Annotated in this window: 21 protein-coding genes and 1 pseudogene; 14 read left to right on the forward strand and 8 right to left on the reverse strand. The window is 74.3% G+C overall.

Annotated elements, in window-relative coordinates; translation table 11 throughout:
* The first annotated feature begins 114 nt into the window (after nucleotides 1–114).
* Nucleotides 115–963: a metallophosphoesterase gene (locus OOK41_RS17550; RefSeq protein ID WP_117669197.1), complete on the forward strand. Its 849-nt coding sequence runs from the start codon at nucleotides 115–117 to the stop codon at nucleotides 961–963.
* Between the two features lie 48 nt (nucleotides 964–1,011).
* Here OOK41_RS17550 and OOK41_RS17555 read toward each other — a convergent pair whose 3' ends face one another.
* A complete protein-coding gene (locus OOK41_RS17555) occupies nucleotides 1,012–1,779 on the reverse strand; it encodes an HAD family hydrolase (protein WP_266265972.1) in 768 nt (255 codons plus the stop codon).
* An 81-nt stretch (nucleotides 1,780–1,860) separates the two neighbouring features.
* Nucleotides 1,861–2,346, reverse strand: coding sequence for a GNAT family N-acetyltransferase (locus tag OOK41_RS17560; protein WP_266265973.1), 486 nt, complete (start codon nucleotides 2,344–2,346; stop codon nucleotides 1,861–1,863).
* Between the two features lie 180 nt (nucleotides 2,347–2,526).
* On the opposite strand from OOK41_RS17560, the gene OOK41_RS17565 reads away from it, so the two are divergent.
* From OOK41_RS17565 to OOK41_RS17575, 3 genes are all read left to right on the forward strand, one after another.
* Nucleotides 2,527–3,735 carry a helix-turn-helix transcriptional regulator gene (locus OOK41_RS17565; protein WP_266265974.1) on the forward strand — a complete coding sequence of 403 codons (1,209 nt, stop codon included), beginning with the start codon at nucleotides 2,527–2,529 and terminating at the stop codon, nucleotides 3,733–3,735.
* A 189-nt stretch (nucleotides 3,736–3,924) separates the two neighbouring features.
* Complete coding sequence (locus OOK41_RS17570) at nucleotides 3,925–4,095, forward strand: hypothetical protein (RefSeq protein WP_165878145.1); 171 nt, start codon at nucleotides 3,925–3,927, stop codon at nucleotides 4,093–4,095.
* 46 nt (nucleotides 4,096–4,141) lie between these two features.
* The gene (locus OOK41_RS17575; protein ID WP_323136263.1) at nucleotides 4,142–5,278 is read left to right on the forward strand and encodes a helix-turn-helix transcriptional regulator; all 1,137 of its coding nucleotides are present in this window, start codon (nucleotides 4,142–4,144) and stop codon (nucleotides 5,276–5,278) included.
* A 62-nt stretch (nucleotides 5,279–5,340) separates the two neighbouring features.
* Here the strand turns inward: OOK41_RS17575 and OOK41_RS17580 are convergent, their stop codons facing one another.
* Entirely contained in the window at nucleotides 5,341–6,831 is a 1,491-nt protein-coding gene (locus tag OOK41_RS17580; protein ID WP_117669192.1) for a S8 family serine peptidase, read from the reverse strand.
* A 331-nt stretch (nucleotides 6,832–7,162) separates the two neighbouring features.
* Here OOK41_RS17580 and OOK41_RS17585 point away from each other — a divergent pair, with 331 nt between their 5' ends.
* From OOK41_RS17585 to OOK41_RS17595, 3 genes are all read left to right on the forward strand, one after another.
* A complete protein-coding gene (locus OOK41_RS17585) occupies nucleotides 7,163–7,489 on the forward strand; it encodes a hypothetical protein (protein ID WP_117669191.1) in 327 nt (108 codons plus the stop codon).
* A gap of 207 nt (nucleotides 7,490–7,696) precedes the next feature.
* Nucleotides 7,697–8,518, forward strand: a complete 822-nt coding sequence (locus OOK41_RS17590; protein ID WP_117669190.1) for an SAM-dependent methyltransferase — start codon at nucleotides 7,697–7,699, stop codon at nucleotides 8,516–8,518.
* A gap of 76 nt (nucleotides 8,519–8,594) precedes the next feature.
* On the forward strand, nucleotides 8,595–9,566 hold the full coding sequence (locus OOK41_RS17595; protein ID WP_266265976.1) for a DNA polymerase domain-containing protein: 972 nt from the start codon (nucleotides 8,595–8,597) through the stop codon (nucleotides 9,564–9,566).
* Nucleotides 9,567–9,644: 78 nt separating this feature from the next.
* Here the strand turns inward: OOK41_RS17595 and OOK41_RS17600 are convergent, their stop codons facing one another.
* Complete coding sequence (locus OOK41_RS17600) at nucleotides 9,645–10,151, reverse strand: Lrp/AsnC family transcriptional regulator (protein WP_117669188.1); 507 nt, start codon at nucleotides 10,149–10,151, stop codon at nucleotides 9,645–9,647.
* A 72-nt stretch (nucleotides 10,152–10,223) separates the two neighbouring features.
* On the opposite strand from OOK41_RS17600, the gene pdhA reads away from it, so the two are divergent.
* From pdhA to OOK41_RS17625, 5 genes are all read left to right on the forward strand, one after another.
* Nucleotides 10,224–11,459, forward strand: a complete 1,236-nt coding sequence (gene pdhA, locus OOK41_RS17605; RefSeq protein WP_266267861.1) for a pyruvate dehydrogenase (acetyl-transferring) E1 component subunit alpha — start codon at nucleotides 10,224–10,226, stop codon at nucleotides 11,457–11,459.
* Nucleotides 11,459–12,475, forward strand: coding sequence for an alpha-ketoacid dehydrogenase subunit beta (locus tag OOK41_RS17610; RefSeq protein ID WP_266265977.1), 1,017 nt, complete (start codon nucleotides 11,459–11,461; stop codon nucleotides 12,473–12,475). The genes pdhA and OOK41_RS17610 overlap by 1 nt, the downstream gene beginning before the upstream one ends.
* The gene (locus OOK41_RS17615; RefSeq protein ID WP_266265978.1) at nucleotides 12,472–13,869 is read left to right on the forward strand and encodes a dihydrolipoamide acetyltransferase family protein; all 1,398 of its coding nucleotides are present in this window, start codon (nucleotides 12,472–12,474) and stop codon (nucleotides 13,867–13,869) included. Before OOK41_RS17610 ends, OOK41_RS17615 begins: the two co-directional genes overlap by 4 nt.
* A 459-nt stretch (nucleotides 13,870–14,328) precedes the next feature.
* Nucleotides 14,329–16,011: a right-handed parallel beta-helix repeat-containing protein gene (locus OOK41_RS17620; protein ID WP_266265979.1), complete on the forward strand. Its 1,683-nt coding sequence runs from the start codon at nucleotides 14,329–14,331 to the stop codon at nucleotides 16,009–16,011.
* A gap of 228 nt (nucleotides 16,012–16,239) precedes the next feature.
* Nucleotides 16,240–17,502, forward strand: a complete 1,263-nt coding sequence (locus OOK41_RS17625) for an Ig-like domain-containing protein (protein ID WP_266265980.1) — start codon at nucleotides 16,240–16,242, stop codon at nucleotides 17,500–17,502.
* A 232-nt stretch (nucleotides 17,503–17,734) separates the two neighbouring features.
* Here the strand turns inward: OOK41_RS17625 and OOK41_RS17630 are convergent, their stop codons facing one another.
* A complete protein-coding gene (locus OOK41_RS17630; RefSeq protein WP_266265981.1) occupies nucleotides 17,735–18,754 on the reverse strand; it encodes an SMP-30/gluconolactonase/LRE family protein in 1,020 nt (339 codons plus the stop codon).
* A 269-nt stretch (nucleotides 18,755–19,023) separates the two neighbouring features.
* Between OOK41_RS17630 and OOK41_RS31930 the strand changes: the two are divergent.
* Nucleotides 19,024–19,335 (forward strand): annotated as a pseudogene (locus tag OOK41_RS31930) (STAS domain-containing protein); the annotation flags it as partial.
* 507 nt (nucleotides 19,336–19,842) lie between these two features.
* Here the strand turns inward: OOK41_RS31930 and OOK41_RS17640 are convergent.
* From OOK41_RS17640 to OOK41_RS17650, 3 genes are all read right to left on the reverse strand, one after another.
* Entirely contained in the window at nucleotides 19,843–20,211 is a 369-nt protein-coding gene (locus OOK41_RS17640) for an FKBP-type peptidyl-prolyl cis-trans isomerase (RefSeq protein ID WP_266265983.1), read from the reverse strand.
* Nucleotides 20,212–20,367: 156 nt separating this feature from the next.
* On the reverse strand, nucleotides 20,368–20,943 hold the full coding sequence (locus OOK41_RS17645) for a DoxX family membrane protein (protein WP_266265984.1): 576 nt from the start codon (nucleotides 20,941–20,943) through the stop codon (nucleotides 20,368–20,370).
* Nucleotides 20,944–21,099: 156 nt separating this feature from the next.
* A complete protein-coding gene (locus OOK41_RS17650; protein ID WP_266265985.1) occupies nucleotides 21,100–21,825 on the reverse strand; it encodes a helical backbone metal receptor in 726 nt (241 codons plus the stop codon).
* 145 nt (nucleotides 21,826–21,970) lie between these two features.
* On the opposite strand from OOK41_RS17650, the gene OOK41_RS17655 reads away from it, so the two are divergent.
* On the forward strand, nucleotides 21,971–22,609 hold the full coding sequence (locus tag OOK41_RS17655; RefSeq protein WP_266265986.1) for a nitroreductase family protein: 639 nt from the start codon (nucleotides 21,971–21,973) through the stop codon (nucleotides 22,607–22,609).
* The last annotated feature ends 8 nt before the right edge of the window (nucleotides 22,610–22,617 follow it).

Below are 22,617 nucleotides of genomic sequence, written 5' to 3' on the forward strand. Positions count from 1 at the left end.
CGTACCCGGTCCGCCCCCGCCGCCCCGGTCGACCTCCGTGACCCCTGCGCCGAGCACCCGCCCTCGTCGTCGCCGCGCCTGCCGGGGCGGGGTGGCCTCCCGTAGGATCGACGGGTGGGGGAGGACGACGGCGCGCTGCTCGCCATCAGTGACCTGCACGTGGGGTACGCGGAGAATCGCGCCATCGTCGAGGGCCTGCGGCCCGGTTCGCCGGCCGACTGGCTGCTGGTCGCGGGCGACGTGGGCGACAGTGTGGCCGACGTCGAATGGGCCCTCGGCGTGCTCGCCCGCCGCTTCGCCAGGGTGGTCTGGGTGCCCGGCAACCACGAGCTGTGGACGCCCCCGGCCGACCCGGTCACCCTGCGCGGTGAGGCCCGCTACCGGCACCTCGTCCGGGTCTGCCGCGACCTGGGCGTGCTCACCCCGGAGGACCCGTACCCGGTGTGGCGGGGCCCCGGCGGGCCGGCGCTGGTCGCGCCGCTGTTCCTGCTGTACGACTACGGCTGGCGGCCCGAGGGGCTGGACACCCGCGAGGAGGCGCTCGCCGAGGCGTACGCCACCGGGATCGTCTGCACCGACGAGTTCCTGCTGCACCCCGACCCGTACCCGAGCCGGCAGGCGTGGTGCGCGGCCCGGGTCGCCGAGACCGCCCGGCGGCTCGACGCCCGCGACCCGGCGTTGCCGACGGTGCTGGTCAGCCACTGGCCGCTGGTGCGCGAGCCGACCCGGGTCCTGCGCTATCCGATCTTCGCCCAGTGGTGCGGCACCGACGCCACCGCCGACTGGCACCTGCGCTACGACGCCGTCGCGGCCGTCTACGGCCACCTGCACATCCCCCGTACCACCTGGCACGACGGGGTGCGCTTCGAGGAGGTGTCGGTGGGCTACCCGCGCGAGTGGCGCCCCCGCGCCACCCCACCCGGCCAGCTCCGCCAGATCCTCCCCCCGCCCCCGCCCGGCTGACCTCCTCGGCCGGCTGGTCCGGCAACGACATGAGCTGCGGAAACGCCGTCACCCGGCCGGGGCGACCGCCTCGGCGTCCCGCAGCAGCGCGAGCAGGCCGTGACCGTCGTCGACCACGGCGTCCGGGGCGAATCCCGGTAGCGGGGGCTCCCCGTCGGTGCGCGGCGAGCGCATCAGCACCGCCGCGCCCACCCCGGCCCGCCGGGCGCACACGATGTCCCGGTGCACGCTGTCGCCGACGAACCAACAGTCGCCGACCGGCACGGCGACGGCCCGCGCGGCGAGGCGGGCCAGCTCCGGGTTCGGCTTGCGCGGCCCGGCCTCGTCGCTGTAGAACTGCGCCGCGAACCGCCCGTCGAGGCCGACCCCGCGCAGGAAGTCCCGGTGCGCGGCGCCGCAGAGGGTGTTGCTGACGATCGCCATCGGCAGGCCGGCGCGCGCGGCAGCGGCCAGCACCTCGGGGATGCCGGGACGAACGGCCCACTCCGGCCGCCGCGTCCACAGGTACGCCAGCGGGGTGGCCTCCCGCTCGACGGCCTCCCGCGCCGGGGCCGGCCAGTCGGGGGTCAGGAACTCGGCCCACACCCGCGCGTGGGGCAACTCCATCGACCGCTCGCGGTTGCCCACGTCGTCCCGCCACCGCGCGTACGCCCTGGACGCGGCGCTCAGGTCCCGGGTGACCTCCTCCGCCGACCGTGCGCCCCCGGCCAGCTCGACCAGCCGCCGGACCAGTTCGGGTGGGATCGTGAAGCCGGGCGGGGCGTCCGCGAGGACGCCGCCGAAGTCGAGCAGGAGCGCGCGCGGCATCGGAAGCATCTCCGCATCCTGTCGCACCGACGCGAGGACGTGAAGGGCGAACCGGCGCCGGGAGGGCGACGCGGGCGCGTCGGCCCCGCGTCAGGCCCCCAGCTCCCGGACGTGCCGAAGCCCGGGCCGCCCGTCGAGCAGCACCTCGCCGGCCGGGACGAAACCGGTGCGCCGCAGCACCCCGAGCGAACCGGCGTTGTCCAGCGCGGCCGACGCGACCAGCCGGCGCAGCCCGTACCCGGCACGGGCCAGCTCGACCACGCGGCGCACGCCGTCCGTCGCCACGCCCCGCCCGGCCGCCCGCTCGGCCACCCGGAAGCCCAGCTCCGCGCCGCCGTCGGCGACGTCGACCAGGTTGAACCGGCCCAGCACGGCCCCGTCCTCGTCGACCAGGACGTGGAAGTGGTGCAGCCCGGCGGCCTGCTCCGCGAGCAGCTCCGCGTGCCGCGCGGCGAAGCCGGCGAAGTAGTCGTCGCCCCGGTCCGGCACGGACCGGGCGAAGTACGCCCGGTTCTCCCGCTCGAAGCGGAGCAGCGCGGCGGCGTGGTGGGCGTCGAGCCGCTGGAGACCGGTCACCCGCGCGACCCTAGCAACCGTCGGGCACGTGTCGCCGTCGAGAAGGTCAACTCATCTACTTCTTGAACGTATGGCGTTACTCTCCGACATTCGGCGAGGTGTACCGTCCGATGTGGGAACCTGCCGGCCTTGGTAGCGACCGGCGGGACCGCCGTCCAGCCCTCTACCCTGGAGTGCCTGATGGATCCGGTCGCCAGCTCGGGAATGTCCCCCGGTCAGCGCATCAAGCTCTACCGTCAGCGAGCGGGGCTCACCCAGGAGGTCGCCGCGCAGCTCAAGGGCGTGACGGTGTCAGCATGGCGTAAGTGGGAATCCGGCGAGCGGTCGGTCAACACGTTGGGCGACTGGATCGAGATCGCTCGCATTCTGCGGGTGCGTGACCTGTACCGACTCACGGGAATGCCCGTCGGGCAGCTTCCGGACGAGCAGGCCGAGCACGAGTCCGTCCAGCCGGTACGTGCCGCCCTGCACGCCTACGCTCCCACGCTCGACGGGCCGGTGGACATCGCCGCGCTGCGTCGGTCGATCAACTGGGCCTGGGACACCTGGACCGGCAGCCCGCACCGATACAGCCGGACCGCACCTCTGCTGGCAGACCTGATCCTCACCACCCGGGCCACACTCACCGCATCCAGCGGGGCGGTGCGACGCGATGCCGAGCGAGCCGCCGCTGACATCTATCTGCTGGTCCGCTCGTTCGGGAAGCGGGTGGGCGCCGCCGATGTGGCGTACCTTGCCGCCGACCGGGCGATGGCTGCGGCGCATGCCGCAGACGATCCGGCCTACCGGGCGGCAGCGGGTTGGAACCTTGCCCAGGTGCTCAGCAACAGAGGCCACACCGAAGAGTCTGCTCGCATGTGTGAGGACGCGATCCGAGATGTGGAAGCGGCCAGCGGTGGTGGCCCGGCGGGCATGGCGCTCGCCGGCTCGCTGCGGCTGCTGCTGGCTGTGCAGCGGGCACGGCTGCGCGACGAGCGGCGCGCGTTGGAGGCGATCGAGGACGCTGCCCGGCTGGCGGCGATCACCGGAGAGACGACGTACCACCGCACCTTCTTCGGCCCGGCGAACGTGGGAATTCACCGCGCTGCCGTAACCCTGGAGCTGTCCCGGACGGGCGAGGCGCTGCGGTTGGCCGAGCGCGTTGACGTGGGGGACCTTTCCAGCGTGGAGCGGCGTTACTCGCACTACCTTCAGTTGGGGCGGGCGTACGCGATCCGCCGGGAGGATCTTGCCGCCGTCCACATGCTCGGTAGGGCGGACCGGGAGTCTCCGGAGGACTCCCGCCTGAACCTCGTGATGCGCGCGACGGTACGTGAGTTGCTGGTGCGGGAGACGCCCACGACGCGGCCCGACCTTCGTGGCCTGGCCGAGCGGGTGGGGGTGATCTGAGGTGCCCCGCAGCGGGGTAGTCACACAGCGGGTGACGGTCGCCGGGTAGTCGCTGCCATACCCTGCGTAGTGGGCGCGATGTGCATCTCCAACGGCAGCGGGATGGTCGCCGTCGCGCCCATTGTCCGGGCGCGGCGGTGACGGTCCTTCCACGAGCTTGCCGCCGCGCCCCTGCCAACGGAGGTGGGGATGCAGGTGCGCGGTGACGATCCGGTGCCGAGCCGGAGTGAGCAGGCCGAGGCCGCCGAGCGGGAGGCGGCGAAGCGGCGGCTGTTGGAGCAGGCCGAGGCGGACCGGGTGCCGGTGGACGACACCACCAGGGCGGTGCCGGACCGGCGGTGGCGTCGTGACCAGCGATGACCTGCCGATAGGTCGGCGGGTCGCGCGGTGGCGGGCCCGGCGCGGAATGACCCAGCAGATGCTCGCCGACCGGCTGGGCAAGTCGAAGAGTTGGGTGGACAAGGTCGAGCGGGGCGTCCGCACGCTCGACCGGTTCTCCGTCGTCCAGGATGTCGCCGAGGTCCTCCGGGTGGACACGTCGGTCCTGGTCGGCGGGGGTGCCCGGCCGGCAGGGGCGGCCGGTGCCGTCGAGGGGCTGGACGGGCTTCGGGCGGCGCTGGCCCGCTACGACACCTGCCGGACCGGCCCCGGAACACGGCCGCCGAGGGGTGAGCTGCGCCGCCGGGTGGAGCACGCCTGGTTGACGTACCAGCACGCGGGCTATCCACAGTTGGTGCGGGCGCTTCCGGGCCTGCTCGGCGACGTCCAGCGCGCCCGCGCTGCCGCCCCGGCCGACGACGGGGCGGATCTGCTGGTGCAGGCGTACCGGCTCACCGCGTCGGTGCTGGTGAAGCTCGGAGAGGCCGACGTGGCGTGGCTGGCCGCCGACCGGGCGATGGCGGTGGCGGGCGATGACCCGCTGCTGGCGGCGGTCGCCGCCATCCCGCTCGGGCAGGCGTTGCGCGCGTCGGGGCGGGGCGGGTTGGCGATGACGGCGACACTTGCCGCCGCACACCGGTTCGCGTCCCCGGTGCCGTCCGACGCCCCGCCGCAGGAACTCGCCCTGTGCGGGACGCTGCTGGTGGAGGCCGCCCTTGCCGCCGCCTCCTGCGGCGACGCGCGGAGCGTGGGGGAGTTGGCCGACCGGGCGGCCGAGATCGCCGAGCGGGTCGGCGACGGCCACGACCACCACCGGACCAGCTTCGGGCCCACGTCGGTCGAGTTGGCCCGGGTGGCGGCAGCGGTCGCCCTGGGCGACGGCGGCGAGGCGGTCACCCGGCACGAGCGGGCCACCGGCCGGAGCACCTGGGGGCGGCTGCCGGTCGAGCACCGGGCCGCGCACCTGGTGGACGCCGCGCGGGCGTACCTGCACGTCGGTGACCTGCTGCGGGCCGGCCGGGCCCTGGTCGACGCCGACCGGACCGCGCCGGCCGAGGTCCGGTGTCGGCCGGTGGCGCGTACGGTGATCGCCGACGTGGCGCGCGGCGGCCCGGCGCCGGCCGGGGTGGCGTACCTGGCGACGGTGGTCGGCCTGACCCGGTGACCGTACGGGTGGGGCCCGGCGCGTGCGCGCCGGGCCCCACCACTGGTCGTGCGGTCAGGCGGTCACTTCACCACGTTGTACGCGTTGACCATGCCCGAACCGTAGAACGCGTTGTAGGACTTCCCGCCGGAGCAGGTCGCGTCGTACGCGTGCGGGCCGGCCGCCATCAGCGGCACCGGGTTGTACACCGCACCCGCCGGACACGCCTGTGCCACCGCCGTGAGCTGGAGGAACAACGTCAGCTGCACCGGCCCCATCCTCGGGTGGGCCGACAGCGCCAGGGCGGCGACGCCGGTCGCGTGCGGGGAGGACATCGAGGTGCCCTGCTTGTAACCCCAACCGTTGGTCTTGGTCGCCGTGTTGAAGGTGGTGGACAGGATGGCGTCGGCGATGGTCGACTGGGCGCCCTGGGTGCGGAACCGGGTGTCGCCGCCCGGGGCCGTCACCTCGACGACGCCCCTGCCGTACGACGAGTAGTAGCTCTTCTGCCCGGTCGGGCCGACCGCCGACACCGTCACCACGCCCGGCACCTCGGCCGGCAGGACGCGGCACTCGTTGCCCAGGTCCGGGCGAGTCTCGGGCGTCCCGTTGTTCGGGCTGCCGTCGTCGGTGACCTTGCCCGCGAGGTTGTAGTTCGAGTTACCCGCGGACGACACGTTCAGCACGCCCTTGCTCTGCGAGTAGCGGATGGCCCGGTGGATCGCGGTCCACGCCGGACGCTGACGCGGGTCGTTGCGGCAGTTCAGCTCCCACGGGTCGACGAAGTAGCTGTTGTTGGTGAGCTGCATGCCGTGCTCGGCGGCCCAGATGAACCCGCAGACCGCGGCCTCCGGGTAGATGAAGCCGTCGTTGTTCACCACCTTGACGGCGGCGACCTTGACGCCCGGGGCGACACCGGTGACGCCGACACCGTTGACGGCGGCGGCGATGGTGCCGGCTACGTGGGTGCCGTGGTCGGAGGAGGTCGGGTTCCAGGCCGCCTCGGTGGTGTCGGCGACACCGCCGACGCAGGACGCGCTCTTGTCCTTGGCGATCTGGCCGGCCAGGTCGGGGTGGCTGCTGGAGATGCCGCTGTCCAGCACGCCGACGACGACGTTCGGTCGGCCGTTGTTGACCGCGTGGGCCTGCGGGACGCCGATCATCGGCATGTCCCACTGCTGGCCGTACATCGGCTCGGCGGTCGGGTCGCCCGTGGCGTTGACGACCTCGGCCGCCGGCACCTCCACGGTCTCGCCCTCTTCGAGGGCGGTGCCGAGCCCGGCGGTGGAGGCCGCCGCCTCGACGCCGGCGCCCTTCACGTCCGTGGCGAAGTTCGGGTTGGCGGATCGGGCGACGAGCACGCCGATCTGGTCGTAGCGGACCACCACGGTGCCGTTGGCGGCGGCCACCCGGGCGGCAGCCCGGTCGGCCTTGCTTCCCTGTGGGGCGATGACCAGGTAGGTGGTGTCCGGGCCGGCGGCCACCGCGGGGGCCGATCCGCCGGTGAGGGCGAGACCGACGCCGAGCGTCATGGTGGACGCGGCGGCCAGGGTCTTGCGACGGAGGTTCTTCACACAGACTCCCAGGGGCTGTTCCCGCCGGCTCCGCGCCACTGGTGGAGGCGCGTCCCGGCGGGGGGCGGACGGGGCGCCCGCTTTCCGAAGCACCAGCGTAGGAATTTCGTCGCGGCGTGACAAACCTCCGTCCGGCCAGACAAAGACTGTCAGGCGGGCCGGTCCCCGCCGGCGGGGACCGTAGCCGGCGCTCCCGGGCCAGGGTGGACAGGACAGGGGCAGCGCGAGGGGCGCCGGACCGGCAGAATGTCACCGGCGTCGCTGGCGGGCCCGGCGGCGCGGGGTGACGATGCGAGGCCGGCGACCGGCCGTCCGGAGGGGGCAGCGAGCGATGACGGTGGTCAGGGGGCTGCGGGAGGCACTCGTGCTGTTCGTCATCGCGCTCGTGGCGGTCAGCGCGGTGGCGGGCGTGTGGACGGCGGTCAGCGGGGGCGCCTTCGTCTTCCGGTTCGGCATCGCGCTCATCGTGGTCGGCACCCTGCTCGGGCTGACCGGCGACCTGACGCTGAGCCGGATCGGCATGCTGCCGGCCCGGGCGACGTTCGGGCTCGCCCCGGAGCGCGAGGACGCGGGCGGCGGCCGGGTGCTCACCGGGGTCGGCATCTTCCTGTTCGTCTCGCTGCCGCTGATGGCCGTCGGCGTGCTGCTGCTGTCCTGACCGTCCACACCTGCCTGCCTGCCTGACCGTCCGGATCCCCCCCCCGGCCGACCGCTGGGAAGCCCTGCCTGTTCACCGTCCTGTTCGGACCCGCGGTCGGGTGGTGCGTGGCCGCCTCGCGGGCGGCCAGGGGCGTCCGGCCGCGGCGCGGCGCGGCGACGGGCTCGGCTACGCTGACCGGACATCAGCGACAGCCGAGGAGTTTTCGTGTCAGAGACCGGCGACGTCGGGGTCCGCGACGGGGAACGGGCCGAGCGCATCGACACGTCGGTGGCGCACAACGCCCGGGTGTGGAACTACTGGCTCGGCGGCAAGGACAACTTCGAGCCGGACCGCCGGGTCGGCGAGCACGTCCGCACCATGTTCCCGGTCATCCAGGAGGTCGCCCGGGCGGACCGGCGCTTCCTCGCCCGCGCGGTGCGGCACCTGGCGGGCGAGGCGGGCGTGCGGCAGTTCCTCGACATCGGCACCGGCCTGCCGAGCGCCGACAACACCCACCAGGTCGCGCAGGCCGTCGCGCCGGACTCCCGGATCGTCTACGTCGACAACGACCCGATGGTGCTGGTGCACGCCCGGGCCCTGCTGACCAGCTCCGCCGAGGGGGCCACCGACTACCTGGAGGCCGACGTCCACGACCCGGCGTCGGTCCTGGCCGGCGCCGCCCGGACGCTGGACCTCGACCGGCCGGTGGCGGTGATGATGCTGGGCATCCTCAACTTCGTGCTCGACACCGAGGAGGCCGTGGCGATAGTCCACCGGCTGATGGACGTGATGCCGCGGGGTAGCTTCCTGGCGCTCACCCACCCCACCGTCGAGCTGGGCGGCGAGGCGAACGTGCCGGCCATGAAGTTCTGGAACGAGAACGCCGCCCCGCCGATCCGGTCCCGCACCGCAGCGGAGATCGCCCGGTTCCTCGACGGCCTGGAGCTGCTCGACCCGGGCCTGGTGTCCTGCGCGCGATGGCGGCCGGCCGACGGGGAGGAGCCGGTCACCGTCCCGCAGTACGGCTGCGTGGCCCGCAAGCCCTGATCGTGGGCCGACCCGCCGGGGTCGGGTGACACCGACCCGCCCTCGCGTGTCGGTGCCACGTCGTACGGTGTCAGGCATGGCGACGGCGGCGCAGGAAATCCGGGTCGGGGAGCGGGTCGTGCGCGTCTCCAGCCCCGACAAGCCGTATTTCCCGGAGCGCGGCCTGACCAAGCTGGACGTGGTGCGTTACTTCCTCGCCGTGGGCGACGGGATCCTGCGCGCGCTGCGCGACCGCCCGACCATGCTGGAGCGCTGGCCGAAGGGCGTCTTCGAGGGCGCGCGGATCGGCACCCGGCAGGACAACCGGGGTGACGCGTTCTACCAGAAGCGGCTGCCGGCCGGCGCGCCCGACTGGGTCCGCACCGCGCACCTCACCTTTCCCAGCGGGCGGACGGCCGACGAGGTCGCGCCGAGCGAGCTGGCCGTGGTGGTCTGGGCGGCCAACCTGGGCACCCTGCGGTTCCACCCGTGGCCGGTCACCGCCGCCGACGTGGAGCGCCCCGACCAGCTCCGCATCGACCTCGACCCGATGCCCGGGGTCGGTTTCGACCAGGTGGTGCCGGTCGCCCACGAGGTCCGGGCCTTCCTCGCCGAGCTGGGCCTGACCGGGTACCCGAAGACCACCGGCGGGCGCGGCCTGCACGTCTACCTGTCGATCGAGCCGCGGTGGAGCTTCGCCGACTGCCGCCGGGCGGTGCTGGCGCTCGGCCGCGAGATGCAGCGCCGGCTGCCGGAACTGGTCACCACCACCTGGTGGCGCGACCAGCGGGACCGACCGGTCTTCGTCGACTACAACCAGATGTCCCGGGACCACACCATGGCCTCGGCGTACTCGATCCGGCCCACCCCGCAGGCCCTGGTCTCCGCGCCGCTGGACTGGTCGGAGCTGGACGACGCCCGCCCGGAGGACTTCGACGTGGTCGGTGTGCCGGCCCGGTTCGCCGAGCGCGGCGACCCGCACGCCGGGCTGGACGGGCAACGGTTCTCCCTGGAGCCGCTGCTGGAGCTGGCCGACCGGGAGGGCCTGGAGGCCCCGCCGGAACGCTGAGCCACCGCCCGGCCGGGCCGGCCGCCCAGCGAGCCACCGCCCGGGCCGGCTCTGCGTGGCGGAACCGGTGGGCGCGGCTCACTCCCAGGGGCTCTGCGCGCCGTCGAACTCCTCGAAGACCAGCCAGGTCCGGGTCGACAGCACCCCGGAGATGCTCTGCACCCGGCCCAGCACCACGTCCCGCAGGGTGGCGTTGTCCGGTGCCCGGACCAGCGCGAGGACGTCGTGCTCGCCGCCGAGCAGGGCCGCGTGCTCGATGTAGCGCACCCGGGCCAGCTCCGCTGACACCTCCCGCCAGGTGTTCTGCTGGATGGTCAGCGCGATGTACGCCGAGGTGCCCAGCCCGGCTGGCTCCGGCGCGACCCGGGCCCGGAACCCGGTGATCACGCCGTCGCGCAGCAGCCGCTCCACCCGCGCGTACGCGTTGGTGCGGGAGACGTGCACCCGCTCGGCGAGGGTGCGGATGGAGATCCGGCCGTCGCGGACCAGCTCGTCGAGGATGCGCCGGTCGACCTCGTCCAACGGCCCGGCCGAACGTCCCGCCCCGCGCGCCCCGCCCAGCTCCGGATTTGTCTCCTGGCTCACTTCCCGCCCTTCCCGGTGCCGTTCGTCCCACGTTCATCATGGATCTTGAGTCAATCATCCAACAGCAGGAGCATAGGGCCACCACACGTCCAGGAGGTCCCCGCCGTGACGACCACACCCCAGGCGGTCCGCAGGGCATCCCCGCGCACCCGCCCGCCGGCCAAGAAGAAGCCCACCAAGGCCCCCGCCGGCGAGCAGGCGACGACCGACCCGGCCGCCGCCCTGCTGCCGCAGCCCGAGCCGGTGCGGCTGCTCGACCCCGACGGCACCCCGCTGCCGGCCCGCGCCGACTACCCCGAGCCGCCCGTAAAGGCGCTGCGCGAGCTGTACCGCCGGATGGTGGTCGGCCGCCGGTTCGACACCCAGGCCACCGCCCTGACCAAGCAGGGCCGGCTCGCCGTCTACCCGTCCGCGCGGGGCCAGGAGGCCTGCCAGGTCGGCGCCGTGCTCGCCGTCCGCGACACCGACTGGGTCTTCCCCACCTACCGCGAGTCGATGGCGCTGGTCTCCCGGGGCATCGACCCCGTCGAGGTGCTCACCCTGCTGCGCGGCGACTGGCACTGCGGGTACGACCCCGCGCAGCGGCACACCGCCCCGCAGTGCACCCCCCTCGCGACCCAGTGCGTGCACGCCGCCGGGCTCGCCTACGGGGAGGCCCACCAGGGGCGGGACACCGTCGCGCTGGCCTTCGTCGGCGACGGCGCCACCAGCGAGGGCGACTTCCACGAGGGCGTCAACTTCGCCGCCGTGTTCAAGGCCCCCGTCGTGTTCTTCGTGCAGAACAACAAGTACGCCATCAGCGTCCCGCTGTCCCGGCAGACCGCCGCGCCGTCGCTGGCGTACAAGGGGGTCGGGTACGGCGTGCCCAGCGAGCAGGTCGACGGCAACGACCCGGTGGCCGTGCTCGCCGTGCTGACCCGCGCGGTCGAGCACGCCCGCTCCGGCCAGGGGCCGTTCCTGGTCGAGGCGCACACCTACCGGATGGAGCCGCACACCAACGCCGACGACGCCACCCGCTACCGCGACGCCGCCGAGGTCGACACCTGGCGCGACCGCGACCCGGTCGCCCGGCTGGAGGCGTACCTGCGTACCCGGGGGGCGCTCGACGACGCCGCCGTCGCCGCGATCGCCGACGAGGCCGAGGCGTACGCCGCCGACCTGCGCGCGCGGATGAACGCCCAGCCGGCGGTCGACCCGCTCAGCCTCTTCGACCACGTCTACGCCGAGCCGACCCCGCAGCTCGTCGAGCAGCGCGAGCTGGTCCGCACCGAGCTGGCCGCCGCCGCCGAGCCCGAGGACGGGCGCTGATGGCCGCCACCACCATGGCGAAGGCGCTCAACGCGGCGCTCGCCGACGCGCTGGCCTCCGACGACCGGGTGCTCGTCTTCGGCGAGGACGTCGGCAAGCTCGGCGGCGTCTTCCGGATCACCGACGGGCTCCAGGCCCGGTTCGGCGACAAGCGCTGCTTCGACACCCCGCTCGCCGAGGCCGGCATCGTCGGCTTCGCCGTCGGCCTGGCGATGTCCGGGATGCGGCCGGTGGTGGAGATGCAGTTCGACGCGTTCGCGTACCCGGCGTTCGAGCAGATCGCCTCGCACGTGGCCAAGCTGCGCAACCGCACCCGGGGCGCGCTCAGCGTTCCCATGGTCATCCGGGTGCCGTACGCGGGCGGTATCGGCGGGGTCGAGCACCACTGCGACTCGTCCGAGGCGTACTACGCGCACACCCCGGGCCTGAAGGTGGTCACCCCGGCGACCGTCGACGACGCGTACTCGCTGCTGCGCGAGGCGATCGCCGACCCCGACCCGGTGGTCTTCATGGAGCCGAAGAGGCTCTACTTCTCCAGCGCGGAGGCCGAGCTGCCCACCCGCACCGAGCCGTTCGGCCGGGCCGTCGTGCGCCGCCCCGGCCGCGACGCCACCCTGGTGGCGTACGGGCCGGCGGTGCCGGTCGCCCTGGAGGCCGCCGAGGCCGCCCGCGAGGAGGGCTGGGACCTGGAGGTGGTGGACGTGCGCACCATCGTCCCGCTCGACGACGCCACCATCACCGCCTCGGTGCGCCGGACCGGCCGGTGCGTGGTGATCCAGGAGGCGCAGGGCTTCGCCGGCGTCGGCGCCGAGATCGCCGCCCGGGTGCAGGAACGCTGCTTCCACGCCCTGCACGCCCCGGTGCTACGGGTCAGCGGGCTGGACATCCCGTACCCGGCGCCGATGCTGGAACACACCCACCTGCCCGGGGTGGACCGGGTGCTCGACACGGTGGCCCGGCTCCAGTGGGACGACCAGCCCGACCCGCGCTGGCTGGCCCAGGGCAGCGCGGCATGACCACCGTCGACCGTACCCAGGTCTTCCTCCTGCCGGACCTGGGCGAGGGACTGGCCGAGGCGGAGATCGTCGAGTGGCGGGTCGCCGTGGGCGACACCGTGACCGTGGACCAGACCGTCGTCGAGGTGGAGACCGCCAAGGCGGTCGTGGACGTGCCCTGCCCGTACGCCGGTCGGGTCGTGGCCCTGCACGGCGCGGCCGGCGAGACGCGCCCGGTTGGCCAGCCACTGATCACCATCGCGCCGCCCGACGGCGACGGCGGCGAGCCGGCCGGGCACGCCACCTACCGGGAGGAGGAGCGCGCCGGCTCCGGCAACGTCCTCATCGGGTACGGCACGGGGCACGGCGGGACGGGCCGGCGGCGACGCCGCCCCCGCCTCGCGGTCGCCCCGGAACCGTCGGCGGCCACCCCCGCCGAGGCCCCGGCGCCCGCCCCGGACCCCGTAGCCGTCGCCCCGGCGTCGCCCCCCGTGCGGGCCCACCCGGCCGTGGCTCCCGCGCTCGCCCCGGCGGCGGGCACCGGGCCGCGGCCGGCGCTGGTCATCTCGCCGATCGTCCGGAGGCTGGCCCGCGAGCACGGTATCGACCCGGCCTCCCTGCGCGGCACCGGCCCCGGCGGGGTGGTCCGCCGGGCCGACGTCGAGGCGGCGCTCGCCGCCCCGGCCCCCCGGCTCGCCCCGGTGCCGGACCGGCCGGCCGACGAGGACCTGATCATCCCGCTCACCGGCATCCGCAGGGCGATCGCCGACAAGCTCTCCCGCAGCCGGCGGGAGATCCCCGAGGTGACCATCTGGGTCGACGCGGACGCCACCGCGCTGGTCGAGACCCGGCGGGCGATCAACGCCGCGACGCCGGACCAGCCGGTGAGCATTCTGGCCCTGCTGGCCCGGATCTGCCTCACCGGCTTGCGCCGGTTCCCACAGCTCAACGCGCAGGTGGACACCGAGGGGCAACGGATCGTCCAGTCCCGCGGGGTGCACCTGGGCATCGCCGCGCAGACCGACCGGGGCCTGCTCGTCCCGGTCCTGCGCGACGCCCAGCGGCTCACCACCCGGGAGCTGTCCGTGGCCCTCGCCGAGACCACCGCGGCGGCCCGGGCCGGCGCCCTGCCCCCGGCCCGCCTCACCGGCGGCACCTTCACCCTCAACAACTACGGGGTGTTCGGCGTCGACGGCTCCACCCCGATCATCAACCATCCCGAGGCGGCGCTGCTCGGAGTGGGGCGGATCGTGGACAAGCCGTGGGTGGTCGACGGGCAGCTCGCGGTGCGGAAGGTGACCCAGCTCAGCCTCACCTTCGACCACCGGGTCTGCGACGGCGGGGTGGCCGGCGGCTTCCTGCGGCACGTCGCCGACTGCGTCGAGCAGCCCGCCCTGCTGGTGGCGAACGTCTGACCGCGCCGACCCCGCCCGAACCGGACGGGGTCGGCGTCCGCGCCCATCGGGTGCGTCTCCGGCCGCCCTGGCGGCCGGGACGCACCCGATGCCGTCGGTCACCGCATTCGGCGCGCCCGTCGCGAACTGCCTCGCCCGGTTCGAGGACGTCCTTTCCGGCGAAAACGGGTGTCGAGCCCCCGTCGGCGCATTGCCCCGACAATTCCGCCGATCTGTCCCGGCGCGGAAGATCGTGCTCGATCGGGGCAAGAATGGCCACTCGGACGCACTGAGGGAACTGTTTCCCGAATCGAGCACGATTCGACCGGGGCGCCAAGGCGGCAGCAGCGCCATTCCGTTTTCCGGAGCGGTGGCCGGGAAATCGGCGCTGCCGATGGCCGTCCCCGGTCGTCCGTGGCGGTCCGCGTGCGAGCCGCGGCCGTGCACCGCCCGCCGTTCGCCGTCCGAGAGGAGAGTGGAGTGCCGTTCCAGGGACTGCCCGTCGCCGTCCGGGACCGCCGTCCCGCCGTCGCCGGAGCGCCGCTGCACTGTGACGCCACCGAGTACGGGCTGCGCGGTGACGGGGTGACCAACGACCAACCCGCGCTGTCCGCGCTGGTGGACCGCCTCGGTGACGGGTACGCCGCCGACGGGCGGGCCCGGGTGATCTACTGCCCGCCCGGTATCTACTCCATCCGGGACGCGGGCACGGTGTGGCGCAGCGGGGTGTCGCTGATCGGGGCCGGTCCGAGCGCGACCCGCTTCCTGCTGAGCAACGAGGGCAACCGCGCCGAGCCGACGCCGCTGGCCTACTGGACCACGGTCCAGCACGGCGCCGACCGCGACCGGCACATCGCCGACTGCACCTTCGCCGACTTCGAGATCGACGGCTCCGGGGTGGGCATGGCCGAGTACAACTACCTGGCCAAGGGGCTCGGCCTCCAGTACGTGGTGCGCGGGACGTTCCGCAACCTCTACATCCACCACACCGCCGCGACGGGGCTCGGCTGCGACTTCCTCCAGGACAGCCTGATCGAGGGGGTGGTGGTGGTCGGCTGCGGCCGACTGGACAACGGCGAGGAGATGGGCGGCGCCGGGATCGGCGTCGGCATCGGCGGCTGGGGCACCGTGGAGCGGCTCACCATCGCCAACTGCACCACCCTGGGCAACGGGACCAACGGCATCTTCCTGGAGTTGCAGAAGCCCTCCTGGCCGACGCCGCGCGGCTACCGGATCATCGGCTGCCACAGCCAGGGCAACCGGTTCGGCATCTCCGACTGGGGCGCCGACGGGCTGGTCGTCTCCGCCTGCACCATGATCGGCAACCTGGAGGCCGGCTACGACGTCTCCGCGCAGGGGACGTCCGGCATCGCCGGGCGGGGCGGCCTGCTGACCGACTGCGTCATCGACGGCAACATCCGCGACGGCATCAGCATGGGCAACACCCCCGGGCCGTACACGATCCGGGGCAACCGGATCAGCGGGAACGGGGCGTACGGGTACCACGAGCACGACCTGGGACACGGCTACCGGGGAACGGCCATGGACGTGGTTATCGACAGCAACGACTTCTGGGGCAACGGCCTGGACGGCATCCGGATCGACCGCCCGATGACCGACGCCGTGCTGCTCAACAACCGGATCCGCAACAACGGCCGGCAGTGCGCCGACGAGTACCGGGGCAGTGGGGAGTCCGTCCGCTACAGCGACCGGTCGCTGGTCGACCGGACGGCGGACTGGCCGCACGACGGGCACCGGGGCAAGGTGCTCCGGGTGGGCCGGCGGGTCGCCGTGGTCGCCGCGAACGACGGCAACGAACTCACCCTCGCCCCGGTCCGCCCCGACGCCCACAGCGCGTGGAGCGGCGACACCCCCCTGCCCGGCACCGCGTACGAGCTGGCGGTGGCGCCGCAGTGCCGGGCCGGGATCACGGTCAACGCGGCGTTCGACTCCGCCACCGTCCGGGGCAACCGGGTCTGGGACAACCACGACAGGCGGACCCAGACCCACGGTCTGTGGATCACCGAGCGGGGCAGTTTCGTCGCCTGCCGGGTGGAGGACAACGACCTGGCCGGCAACGCCGTGGCGGCCACCCGGCTGGACACCCCGCCGGTTGGCGGCCGGTGGGACCGTAACCACGGCGACCAGGACTGGGACCGCTGACCGCGATGGACGGTTTCCGGCCGGGTGCAGGCCGGGGCGAAACGGTCGTCCGGGGTGGATCGGCCGAACCGTGACACCGGGCCTTTCCGGGGTGGCTGGAACACTTTCGCCCCGGTTCCGCCGAAACTGCCGACAATTGCTTCACGTAATTCCTGGAAAGCTGCGCCGCGCCTCCCGTTGCGCCGTACAGAATGTGGCCAAGGGGGAAATGGGAATGGGGTGCGGAATATGAACACGAGGCGGCGATTGAAGCTATTGGCGGTGACCGTCGCAGCCACACCGCTGGTCCTGGGCGGGTGCACCGCCGAACGCGGCGGGGAGGCCGGGGGAGGGACGCCACCACCCGCGGTCGAGCTGACGCCAGCCGACCGGGCCCGGGACGTCCCGGTCAGCGCCGAGGTCGGCACCAGCGTGACGAACGGGAAGGTCAGTGCCGTCCGGCTGACCGACGACAAGGGCCGGCAGGTGGGCGGCGAGCCCCGGGAGGACGGGTCGAGCTGGGTGCCCGGCGAGACCCTGGCGAAGGGGCGGACGTACACCGCCGAGGTGACGGTGACCGGTGACCGGGGCCGGACCGCCACCCGCAAGACCACCTTCACCACGGCGGCGAAGCCGACGAAGCCGGCGATCACCAGCACTCTCTACTTCGCGGGCAACCAGACGTACGGCACCGCGATGCCGGTGACGGTGGCCTTCGAGCCGGGCGTGCCGAAGGAGGCGCGGGCGGAGGTGCAGAAACGGCTGTTCGTCAGGACCGACCCGCCGCAGCCGGGCACCTGGTCGTGGCTGGAGGACGGCAGCCAGGTGTACTACCGGGCGCCCGACTTCTGGCGGCCGGGCACCGCGATCAGCGTCCGGGCGGCGCTGGAGGGGATGCCGATCGGCAAGGCGCTGGTGGGTGACGCCGACCGCAAGGCCACCTCGAAGATCGGGCGGCAGGTCGCGGTGGACATCGACAACGCCACCAAGCAGATGTCGGTGTTCCAGGACGGCAAGCTGGTCCGCCGGATCCCGGTCAGCCTCGGCAAGCCGAGCACGCCCAGCTCCAGCGGCAAGATGGTGATCATGGAGAAGCACGAGCGGACGACGTTCGACACCCGCGGCGAGCCCGACGGCGGGTACGTGGTCGACGTCGACGACGCGCAGCGACTCACCTGGGGCGGCGAGTTCATCCACTCGGCGCCGTGGTCCGAGGGTGACCAGGGCTACACCAACGTCTCCCACGGCTGCGCCAACGTCTCCGCCACGGCGGCCGACTGGCTGATGGGGATCACCCAGGTCGGCGACCTGGTGACCGTCAAGGGCACCGAGGTGCCGCTACAGGCCGGCAACGGCTGGACGGCCTGGAACGTCGACTGGGACGAGTTCGCCAAGGGCAGCGCGCTGCCCGTACCGGCCGGGCTGAAGCCCAGCCCGCACACGGCGCCGCACCCCGGCGCGGTGGCCGGCGGCAGCTCACCCGCGCCGGCCCCCTCCGCCAGCGGCGGCTGACCACGGGAGGAACGACCGCCGGACCGGTCCGCCACCGCACGGTGGCGGACCGGTCGCCGTCCTCACCGGGTACCTGCCGCTCCGGCTGGCTCTGACCCCGGCGTGGACCGCGGGGGACGCGGCGCAGGCCGCAGAGCACGCCCAAGATCATCACGATGTGCGGGATGTTGTGGCATCGGAGCGCCGAAAACCCGCAACACCCCGCACATCGCGGGGCGCCACCGCCCCGGTCCTAGCCGAGCGGCACCCGGGCTACGCCCGAGCCGGTCAGGCTGCCGAGCCAGAGCCGGTCGCCGTGCTGACGTACGCCGGTGATCATCCAGTAGTCGCCGCGCGGACCGTGCAGGGTACGCAGCACCGTGCCCGCGCCGTCGACCAGCGCGACCAGCCCGTAGCGGCGCGGCTGCGGCCGGACCGCGTCGGGCAGCAGCGCCACGAACTGCCGCAGGCGCGGGTGCGGCAGCAGCCGCTCCACGGCGGGCAGCCGAGGGCTGGGCAGGGCGACCCAGTACGTCCCGTCGCCGACCGCGGACAGGTTGTCCGGGTACGCCGGCAGGTCCGCCAGGACGGTGGCCGTCCCGCCGGGCAGGTCGACCCGCAGCAACCGGTGGGTGGTCGTCTCCACCAGAATCAGCGCGGACTCGTCCGGGGTGAGTGCGACCCCGTTGGGGAAGTAGAGCCCGCTCGCCACCACCTCGGTGCGCCCGGTGCCCGGGTGGTACGCCAGCACCCGCCCGTTGGGTCGGTGTTCGAGCAGGTCGTGCTTCCAGTGCGAGAGCGGGAACCGGTCGGAGGAGTCGGTGAAGAAAACCGTGCCGTCCCGGGCGACGGTGGCGTTGTTGGCCAGGTGCACCGGCGGCGCGGTGCCCGTCAGCTCCCGTACCGCCCCGTCCGGGGTGACCCGCAGCAGCCCCCGGTAGGCGTCGCAGACGACGAGACTGCCGTCGCGCGGGTCGAGTTCGATGCCGAGCGGCCGGCCCCCGGTCTCGGTCAGCAGCCGGGAACGGGTGCCCGCGGGCGCGTCCGCCGGCCACCACCAGAGCCGGCCGTCCTCGTCGCCGCTGACCACCCGGCCGTCCGGGTCGACCACGACGTCCTCGGGGCCGTGCGCGCCCTCGGCCAGCGGCAGCAGCTCCGCGTCGTCGAGCCGCAGGTCGGTGGCCGCCCACGGCCCGGTCAGCGGGGGCGGCACGGTGGCCGGCTCGCGGACGGGCCGGATGGGTCGGGGCGCGCGCGGGCGGGGTACGACCATCGGGTCATTGTCACCCCCCGCGCCGCCGGCCCGCCCCCGCCGCAGCGCGTGTCGCGCAGGCCCCCGCCCGCGCCCCCGGCGGTCGCCGGGACCACGCCCGGGTCGGCGCCGGCCGTACCGGGTCGGCCCGGGTCCGCCGGGCGTGCCCGGCGTTGCCGCAGCTCCTGCTCAGGGTGGACCCCGAGCGACTCGGGGTCCGACCCTGGGTGTACCCGGACTCACTCCTCGGCAGGGCGGAATTGTCGGGGGGTGGGGCTAGATTCGTGGGCATGGAGCAGCGCAGCGATCGGTTCCACGTGCAGGTCAGCGTGGGAGACCACGCGGTGGAGATGCGGGCGACCGGCGAGGTCGACATCGCCACCGTCGGTCTGCTGCGCGCCGCGCTGTGGGCCGCCCCGGCCCGGCCGCTGCTGCGGCTCGACCTCTCGGGCGTCCGGCTGCTCTCCGCGGCCGGGGTCCGGGCGCTGGTCGCCGCACACCGACGGGTCCGCGCCCGCGGTGGGGAGCTGGTGCTCGTCGACCCGGCCCCGATGGTCGCCCGGGTGCTGCACGTCACCGGCCTGGACCGCGTCATCCCGGTCCGGTCCGGCACCGCTGCGGCCCCGCCCTCGACGGCGCCGCGCGTGCTGGCGCCGCTCGTCCCCGCCCCGGCGGGGGATGATTCGTCCATCGTCGAGCGAGTCGCCGTCGCGGCCCTGCCGCCGCGCGCCCGTCGGCGCGGCGCGCCCGTGATCCCGTCGGTCGGGCTGGTGCCGCAGACCCCTCGGCCCGGCGCACCCGAGGTTGCGTCGGTCGGTCCCGTTCGGCCGTTCGCCGCCTCGCTAATCCCGCCGAATGCCGCCTCGCTGGTGCCGTCGCAGGCCGGTTCCGACCTGCCCGCCGCGCCGCAGCCGCCGGCCGTTGCGGAGTCGACGGTGACCCCACCGGAGCCGGCCGTGCCGGGGTCGTTGGCCCGCGCCCTGGGGTCGCTCGTGCCCGTGGCGACGGCGTCCTCCGCGCCCATGCTGGCCTGTGTCTGACGACCTGCCCCTGTCTGACGACCTGCCGCCGGGCGGGGCCGCCGGCACCGGCCGACGGCCCCGCCCGGGTCAGCGCACGCCGAGCAGGTCGACGACGAACACCAGGGTCTCGCCCGGCTTGATGAGGCCGCCGGCGCCCTGGTTGCCGTATCCGAGGTGCGGCGGAATCGTGAGCTTGCGCCGGCCGCCGACGCGCATGCCGACCACGCCCCGGTCCCAGCCGGCGATGACCCTCCCGCCGCCCAGCGGGAACTCGAACGGCTCGCCGTGGTTCCAGGACGCGTCGAACTCGCGCCCCGTCGAGTGGGCCACCCCCACGTAGTGCACGGTGGCCCGCTGACCGGGCTGGGCTTCCGGGCCCTCGCCGACCGTGAGGTCCTCGATGACGAGATCGGCGGGCGGCGCGCCCTCGATCGGGCCAACCTCGGGCTTGTCCATGGCGTACGCCTCCTGCTCGGTGCGGGCTACTGCGGTCGCCGTCGATCCTGCCGGATCGTGATCTGCCGATGCCCGGCGGTCCCGGGCCTGCCGTGCGCACACGGCGGCGGGCGCCACCGGGGAGGGTGGCGCCCGCTGGGGCCGGTGCTCGCTCGACTACCTCAGCCAGGCGTACTGCTGGACGAGGGGCAGCCGCTTCCAGGTCCGGCCGAGGCCGAGGGTGTCGCCCGCGCCGACCAGGGCGAGGACCACCAGGACCGCGGCGTAGATGAGGTGGTCGTCCATGAAGGGGTTGTTCGCGGGGGGCAGGACGGCCGTCCACATCATCACCAGCAGCAGGCCACCGGCGACGGCGGCGATCCGCATCCCGATGCCGAGCAGCAGGGCCACGCCGATGGCGGCCAAGCCGGCCATGAACAGCCAGTCCGCCCAGGCCGCGCCGGCGATCCCGGTGTAGAACCCCTTGAACGGGCCGGCCGTGCCGAAGGCCAGGAAGCCCTTGGTGGGGCTGCCCCCGTTGATCCAGGCGTCCTTCGCCGCGGTCCCGTGGCCGAGGCCGAACATCTTGTCCAAAAAGGCCCAGAGGAAGGTCCAACCCAGGGCGATCCGGATTCCGGCCAGGACGTACCGGGTGGCCCGCTCTCGGGTGGTCTCGGTCGTCCGGGTGGTCCCGCCCGCCGGAGCGGCGGTGCCGGCGGTGGTCCGTTCGATCGTCGCGGCCATGGTCTCCACGTCCCTTCCTGTGCCTCGCACCGCGCTTCCCGGTGGCAATTCCATTGGACATCGGCACCGGCGTCCCGGTCAGGGCCGATGGGTCCGCTTCCGACCGGGACCTTCGGCCCCGATTCACCCGGGCGGCGGTCACCCCGGCGGCCGGTCCGCGGCGGGTCAGCCGGGGTGGACCACCGACCGGTCGAGCTGCCCGGCCAGCAGCGCGGGCGCCTCGGCCAGTGACGGGCCGTACCAGGTGAGGTGCCGGCCGGAGAGCAGCGCGCAGGGGGTGCCGGGGAACGCCTCCGGGCCGTCGTCGGCCGTGAACCGGTACGGCTCGTCCGGCAGCACCACCAGGTCCGGTTCCCGGCTCCGCAGCTCGGCCAGCTCCGGGCGGGGGTAACGCTCGGGGTGCGCGGCGTAGGCGTTGGCGACCCCGAGGCGGCGCAGCACGTCGCCGGCGAAGGTGTCGGAACCGAGCACCACCCACGGCCGGCGCCACACCGGCACGACCGCCCGCCGGGTGGGTGCCGGCTCGGACGCCGCCCAGGCCCGCCGGGCCGCCCGCAACCAGCCCGGATCGTCGGGTACGCCGAGCGCGGCGAGCAGGTCCGCCAGCTCCCGCAGTGCCTCGGGCACCGTACGGGGGTAGGTGACCCGCACCGGCACCCCGGCCGCGCGCAGCGCCTCCGCGTCGGCCTTCCGGTTCTCCTCGACGTTGAGCAGCACGAGGTCCGGCCGCAGCGCGCGCACCCGGTCGAGGTCGGGGTACTTGCTGCCGCCGACCCGGGCCACGTCCAGCCCGGCCGGATGGGTGCAGTAGTCCGTCGCGCCGACCAGCAGCCGTGGCGCGGTCACCGCCACCGCCTCGGTCAGCGACGGCACCAGGGACACCACCCGCACGCCCCGTACCCCCTTCGCCCCGGGCGACCGATTGGGCGCCCCCGCCGATCATGCCCGACGGCGCGGTCCGCCAATTCTCCCGGTAGCCGGTTTCGCCGTCGGGAACCACAATGGATCGGTGCCCAACGACCTTGGAACACCTCCCATGCGTCCGGCGCCCGAGTACGGCGTGCCGCCCGAGGCGGCGTTGCCCCGGGTCCGCGACTTCGCGCAGACGATGATCTCCCGACGGACCGTGCGCGAGTTCAGCGACCGGCCGATTCCGGCCGGGGTGCTGGAGCAGGCCCTGCGGGCCGCCGCGTCCGCGCCCAGCGGGGCGAACCGGCAACCCTGGCGGTTCGTGGTGGTCACCGACCCGGCGGTGAAGCGGCGGCTGCGGGTCGCCGCCGAGGCCGAGGAGCAGCTCTTCTACGAGCGGCGCGCGTCGGAGGAGTGGCTGGCCGCGCTCGCCCCGCTCGGCACCGACGCGAGCAAGCCCTTCCTGGAGGTCGCGCCCGCGGTGATCGTCGTGTTCGAGGTGCACCGCGGCCCGGGGACGCCTCGGCCGTACTACGTCAAGGAGTCGGTGGGCATCGCGGTCGGCTTCCTCCTCGCCGCCCTGCACCAGGCGGGCCTGGCCACCCTGACCCACACCCCCAGCCCGATGCGCTTCCTCAACGAGCTGCTCGACCGCCCGCCCGAGGAGCGGGGCAACCTGCTCGTCCCCGTCGGCTATCCGGCGGAGCGGGCGACGGTGCCCGCCGTGACGCGCAAACCCCTCTCCGAGGTGGTGGTCTGGCGCTGAGCGGGCGA

Source organism: Micromonospora sp. NBC_01655 (genome assembly GCF_026339755.1).
Lineage (GTDB): Bacteria > Actinomycetota > Actinomycetes > Mycobacteriales > Micromonosporaceae > Micromonospora.